4 protein-coding genes are annotated in these 5,842 nt (G+C 65.7%); 3 read left to right on the top strand and 1 reads right to left on the bottom strand.

Annotation, left to right across the window (positions count from 1 at the left end):
- On the bottom strand, nucleotides 1-1,502 hold a 1,502-nt coding region (locus tag Q0A15_RS10205; RefSeq protein WP_291279424.1), incomplete at its 3' end, for an isopeptide-forming domain-containing fimbrial protein.
- A 402-nt stretch (nucleotides 1,503-1,904) separates the two neighbouring features.
- Here Q0A15_RS10205 and Q0A15_RS10210 point away from each other — a divergent pair.
- The 3 genes from Q0A15_RS10210 to Q0A15_RS10220 all read left to right on the top strand — a co-directional run bounded on the left by Q0A15_RS10210 (nucleotide 1,905) and on the right by Q0A15_RS10220 (nucleotide 5,831).
- On the top strand, nucleotides 1,905-3,503 hold the full coding sequence (locus Q0A15_RS10210; RefSeq protein ID WP_291279425.1) for a LuxR family transcriptional regulator: 1,599 nt from the start codon (nucleotides 1,905-1,907) through the stop codon (nucleotides 3,501-3,503).
- A 103-nt stretch (nucleotides 3,504-3,606) separates the two neighbouring features.
- Complete coding sequence (locus tag Q0A15_RS10215; protein ID WP_291279426.1) at nucleotides 3,607-4,932, top strand: MFS transporter; 1,326 nt, start codon at nucleotides 3,607-3,609, stop codon at nucleotides 4,930-4,932.
- A gap of 110 nt (nucleotides 4,933-5,042) precedes the next feature.
- Nucleotides 5,043-5,831, top strand: a complete 789-nt coding sequence (locus Q0A15_RS10220; protein WP_291279427.1) for a hypothetical protein — start codon at nucleotides 5,043-5,045, stop codon at nucleotides 5,829-5,831.
- Nucleotides 5,832-5,842: the final 11 nt, after the last annotated feature.

The raw sequence follows: 5,842 nt of genomic DNA on the forward strand, positions 1-5,842 counted from the left end.
GGATCGGCGGTATTGGTGATCTCGAAGCCAGGGGTGGCCACTGGGTGCTCGGTATATGAAGGCGGAGGAGTCACGGGCGGGCCGGTGGGCGGGGTGCCCGAAGCGGTCACGCGGTTCTTCACGAGTTCGCCCGAGGCGTTCTCATTGACCGTCACCGAGTAGGTGATGGTCAGGGTGTCCAGCGGGCGAAGCACTCCCTGCCAGGACAGATCCGTCCCGTCGACCGTCAGCTCCCCGGCCTGGTCGCCGCCGATGGTGGCGGTGGCGTCACCGTTGTACTCGGCCTTGCCCAGGACCTGGGAGAGGTCGTCCGTGACCGTGGCGGGATCCAGGTTGGTGGCACCGGTGTTCTGAGCCGTGACGGTGTAGGTGATCTTCTGACCGCCTTCCACCGTGGCGCCGGGGGCAGGATCGGAGGTCTTCTTCAGGTCGAGGCCGGGCTCAACCGCGGAGGCGAAGTAGGCCGAGACCATGTCGAGGCCACCAGGACCGTTGTACGGGGTCTTCGTGTTCCAGGCGTGGTCGGTCTCCATGGAGTCCTCGTCGCCACCGGTCAGGGAGACACCGTAGACCACCTGGTTCTTCTCCACCCCGAGTTCGGCGAAGTCCACGTAAACCCCGGTGACGGGCTGGGAGTCGGTCCAGTCGGAGGGGCGATAGTGGGCGTCCACGCCCTGCTGCTTCATCATCACCGTTGAGGTGATGGACGGGATCAGTGTGCCCCAGTGGCTGGCCTCCACCGGGACGATGGGGCCCCACTGGTTCGGGTGACCGTCCGCGTCCACGCCGGTGACGGCAGCAATCTTGAACGAGTCGTTACCGCCACGTTCTGCGATCATGATGCCGAGCTTGTCGGGATCCACCGCGGTCACGGGTGACACGTTGAGAAGGCTGGCCCGCTCGATGTTGTTCGGGTTTGGTTCACCGTTGCTCGCGACGTTGGCGAAGAGGTTGTCGGTGCCCGAGGTGAGACGGGGAGACGCGAGCGCGTACTCCATCGTCTCGTTGGTGATGTCGGAACCGACCACATCGGTATAGCCGGCAAGACCAGCACCCTTGGGGTTGGCCAACCAGAGATTGTCCCTGACGCCCTTGACGTAGTCGTTGTCGCGGCGCAGGAACTCGATTCGGGTGCCGGCTTCGTCGTTGGCGATGGCCTGATACTCGACACCGCCCACGCTGAAGGACCTGATGTTGGCACGTTCGTTGTCGCCCGCGCCGTAGTGCATCGTGACCGGTGAGCCCGGCGGCACACCGAATTTTGTGGTGGCCTTGTCCGACGTGGTGGTGTCCACGTCTACCTTGGGCGCCTGGTCGTAGTCGATGCTGACGTTGTCGACCTTGCTCACGGCGAGCGCCGGTGATGCCGTGGTCAGGGCCAGGCCGGCGACCAGCGCCGCACTCAGCCCACCGCCGATGGCGCGTTTGGAGAGCCGTTTTCGTCCGGAGCTTTCCGGATTGGGCGAGTTGGCACGGCCGCCCTCACTAAAGAGTTTCCTCATGGTTTCCTTTTGCATTCTCAAGGGTGCGGTGGACGTCACCGCATGGGTGCGCCGGAGAGCGCTGGGGATCGGGTGCGCCCTCCGGCCAGAGCAGGCCCAGACCGAGCACTGTCTCAGAAGGGGAGATTGCCAGGCACCAGGGGGCGATCTACCGACTTCATCCCGATCTCACCCGCGGGTGACCCTGAAATCACCCTGCCCACCGAGAACTCGAGTGCGGCCGATACCGGCTCCACGCCCTCTTCCCCCCGAGCGCTCCCTGAAACCCGCGGGCCTGTTTGGCCGTCTTCACCCTGAAAGCGGGTGACTTCTTGACGTGAACGGGTGATCTTTACCCCTCGTTTCATCGTTCGATGCAGGCACGCCTCGGCCGGGCTACAGTGGGCCCACACGCATCGAGCCTTGCAGGGAGGGGCGATCATTCTGGACGAAGCGCGCGAGTATGCCGAACCCAGCGCGTCCACATCAGCCAAGCCGGAACGTATCGATCGCATCCTTGACTCGGTGCAGGCCGCTTTCGACTCCGGCGACTCCGCGCTGTTCATCAAACTTCTGGAACGCAATTTCCTGGAATGTTGGTTTGGGATACAGCCGGCCGACCTGACGCGCATGCTGCGCGTCGCGTTTCAGGACGGCGCCCGTGGGACCGGCAAAGCGGAGAGCCTCTACTCCTTCCTCGGGGCGGCCGAGGGCGAGCTCCCACCGGGTGCACCTACTTTGGAGGATGTTCCACCGGACGTCCAGACCGGGATCGCCAGCGTCAGCGACTTGTTCAAGCTCCGCCTCAGCGGCCGTATACGGGAGGCCATGGAGGTCTTCGACCACGCGCAGGACGGTCTGATGGCGATCAATCCGCTGTTCAGCTCCGACGGCGGTTGGGAACTCGTGTTGCTGTTGCAAGGCGGCGTCACCGCGATGTTGGACGGCGATTTCGCTCGCGCCGTGCAACTGTTCACCACGGTGCAGTCCAAGCCGTTCCAACCGCTGCTCGGGTTCATCGTTCGTGACGCCTACGTCAAAATGGCACTGGTCCACGCCGCCTTCGGTGATCAGAGTGCGGCCCGCACGGCGCTGGCCCAGTCTCAGCGGGTTCCTCGTGGGCGCTCATGGGCGAATGAGCAGATCGATGCGCACGAGACCCTCACCCGCGCGCTGCTCGAGGTCGACAATCCCGATCACGCCCTTGAACTCCTGGATTCCATCCTGCCCTTCCAGGTGGGAGAGATGTGGCCGTTCCACGTGCACGCCACCGCACGGGTCCTGGCGCGAGCCGGTCGGCAATCGGAGGTCGCGCAACGGCTGGCCACCATGGATGCTCTCCCCCTCCCCCGTGTTCTCGGGGAAGGCTTCTGCGGCAGCATCATGAACGTGGCACGGGCAGCGGACAAGGTTCCGCACGACCCAGACAGCGCCCTCTTCCTCCTGGACCAGGCGGACGCTCGGGAACCCGAGGTGCAGACGATCCGGCTCAGGGCATTGTTGGCCGCGGGGCGCCCGGCGGAGGCTCTCAAGATGGCCGAACTCCTGCGCCGCAATCCCCGTGCCGCAGGATTGAGACAGTTCAAGTTCTGGGGCATGGCAGGCGAAGCCGAGGCGTATCTCGCCCTGGATCATCGCGAGAGCGCCGTCGAGGTCCTGCGCTCCTTGCAGGCCTTCAGTGGCGGACTCACCAGCCAGGAACGCTCCTACTTCTCCGCGCAGCTGCACGCCTTCGCGCAAGCGGAATTTCCCGACTGGGAGGTCGGTGTCCTCGGCCTGCCCGCGCAATCCTTCAACGGAGTCACGGGCCCACACGGCCTCACCGCTTCGATCAGACTGACGCGGAGGGAACGCCAGATCCTGATGTTGTTGGACCAGGAGAAAACTCGCAGGCAGATCGCTGAGGAACTCTTCGTCTCGGAGAACACACTCAAGACGCATTTGCGGGCCATCTACAAGAAGTTGGACGTTCCGGATCGCGCCACGGCGGTGATCAGGGCCCGCCGCGAGGGATACGTCTGATCGGTCGGAGGGCCCGGCGTTGTCCGGTCCGGACCGCCGCAGACCCAAGAGCGTCCAGGTACTGGCTGCATCATTCCCTGAACCCACTGGATACGATGTTCGCGTGCCCAGATCCAAAGTCGAGGACCGCAGCGCCGTGGGACCGGCAGCGTTGCAGCGCCGTACCCTGACCGTTCTGGTCATCATGCAGGTCATCGGCACCGTGGGCGTGGGTGTCGCCCCGTCCATCGGCATCCTGGTGGCGGAACAGGTTACAAGCAGCGAGGTGTGGGCGGGCCTGGCACGGTCGGCCTCGACCCTGGGTGCGGCGCTCTTGGGCCTTCCCCTTGGTCGCCTGGCCGCCGGCCGCGGCCGCAGGGTGGCGCTCTCCACCGGTTGGTTCACCGCCGCCGCCGGGTCGGCCTTGCTGATCTTCGCAGCCCAGGCCTCCGAGGTCGTCACGTTGTTCGTGGGGCTCCTGCTGATCGGCGCCGGCTCCGCGACCGCCTTGCAGTCGCGCTTCGCGGCCACCGATCTGTCCGACCCGCGCCACCGCGGCCGCCACCTGTCGCTCGTGGTGTGGGTGGGCACGCTCGGTTCCGTGATCGGGCCCAACCTCGGCGTCCCTGGCGAAATCCTGCACGCGGCCACCGGCCTGTCCGTCTTCGCCGGGGCCTTCCTCGTCGCCGCGGCCTGCCTGGCGCTGGCCGGCCTGGTTGCCGTGGTCCTCCTTCGCCCGGACCCACTGTTGACGGCGCGAAGCGCCGTCGTGGGACCCATGCCCGACGCCGTGGGTGCCGCTACGGCGGGAGCCCCGCCTTCGCCGTCGGGCACCACCTCCGTTGCCGCGCCCAAGACCGGCATCAAACCCAAGGGCGGGTTCAAGCGCATGTTCGCGGAGGTGCGCACCAACGCGGACGCGCGGTTGGCGTTGATCGCGGTGCTCACGGCACAGGTGGTGATGGTTGCGGTGATGACCATGACCCCGGTGCACATGGAGCACCAAGGCGGGTCGGTCACCTTCGTGGGGCTGACGATCTCCCTGCACGTGGCGGGGATGTACGCGCTCTCCCCCGTGGCCGGGTGGGTCGCGGACCGGTGGGGTCCACGCTCTGGGATGTGGATCGGCGTCTGCGTCTTCGTGGCGTCCCTGCTGGCCGGTTCCCTCCGGCCACACGACACAGGTTGGATCATCGCGTGCCTCATCCTGCTCGGGGTGGGATGGAGTTTCACCAACGTGGCCGGTTCAGCGTTGTTCACCGCCTCCGTCACGGAGGAGACCCGTGCGGCTTCTCAAGGCGGCCTGGATTCACTGGCGAACCTCTGCGCCGCGATCGCGGCCTTCGGTGCCGGGCCGTTGTTGGCCGTGACAAGTTTCGCGGCGTTGGCCTGGGTGGCCATGGCGGTGCTGGTTCCGCTGTGCCTGGTGCTGCCGCACCGACACAAGTAACACTCAGTCAAAAACACGACACGTTAGTTTTTAAATATGGTGACTGTCGCCTAAACTGCGACTCGTCCGACGTGACTTGCGGCGGACTTCATCACCCCCTCGGAGCGTTCATGCGTACCCTCACTCGTGCTGCAGTGCAGCGCATCATGGCCATGGTGGCCGCCTTCGCCCTGGCGATGATCGGACTCGTTTCGGTCGTGGCCGCCCCGGCCCATGCGGCGACCGACGCCGCCGCCACCCTCACCGTCACCGAGGCCTCCGAGGCTGCAGGTCTGAGCGTGAAGGTGGATGGCGAGAACTTCACCGATCTTCCGCCCGCAGTCGGTGGTCCCACCTCCGGCGGCCTCTACGCCGCCATCGTGGACCGCGACCTGGTGATCGACGACACGCCACAGGGCGCCGACGTCACCCTCGGGGCCGCCTACGTCGCAAACATCCAGAACGGGGTCTTCACCACCACGGTGACGGCGGCTGCCGACAAGCTGGACAAGGCCAAGAACTACGACGTCGTCACTTGGTCCGCTCACGGCAACATCGCCAGTGCCAGCCTGGTCACCCGTGACGAGATCACTCTGACCGCAGCCCAGAAGGAAGCCCTCTTCCCGGCCCCGAAGACCGTCGACGTTTCCAAGCCCACCATCTCCGGCACCGTCAAGGTCGGTAACACGGTCACCGCGAAGGCCTCCTCCGCGACGTCCGGCGCCAAGGTCAGCTACCAGTGGTTCAAGCCCACCACCGACGGCAAGCACTGGGCAAAGATCACCAACGGTGGCAACAAGTCCACCTACACCGTCCCGTCCGCCCTCAAGGGCAAGAAGATCCTGGTCAAGGCCACCGCCACGAAGACCGGCTACGCCTCGACCTCGAAGAACTCCTCGGCCAAGACCATCGCCAAGTGACTCATCCGGAC

Origin of the sequence: Galactobacter sp., assembly GCF_022712295.1 — a bacterium.
Taxonomy (GTDB): Bacteria; Actinomycetota; Actinomycetes; order Actinomycetales; family Micrococcaceae; genus Galactobacter.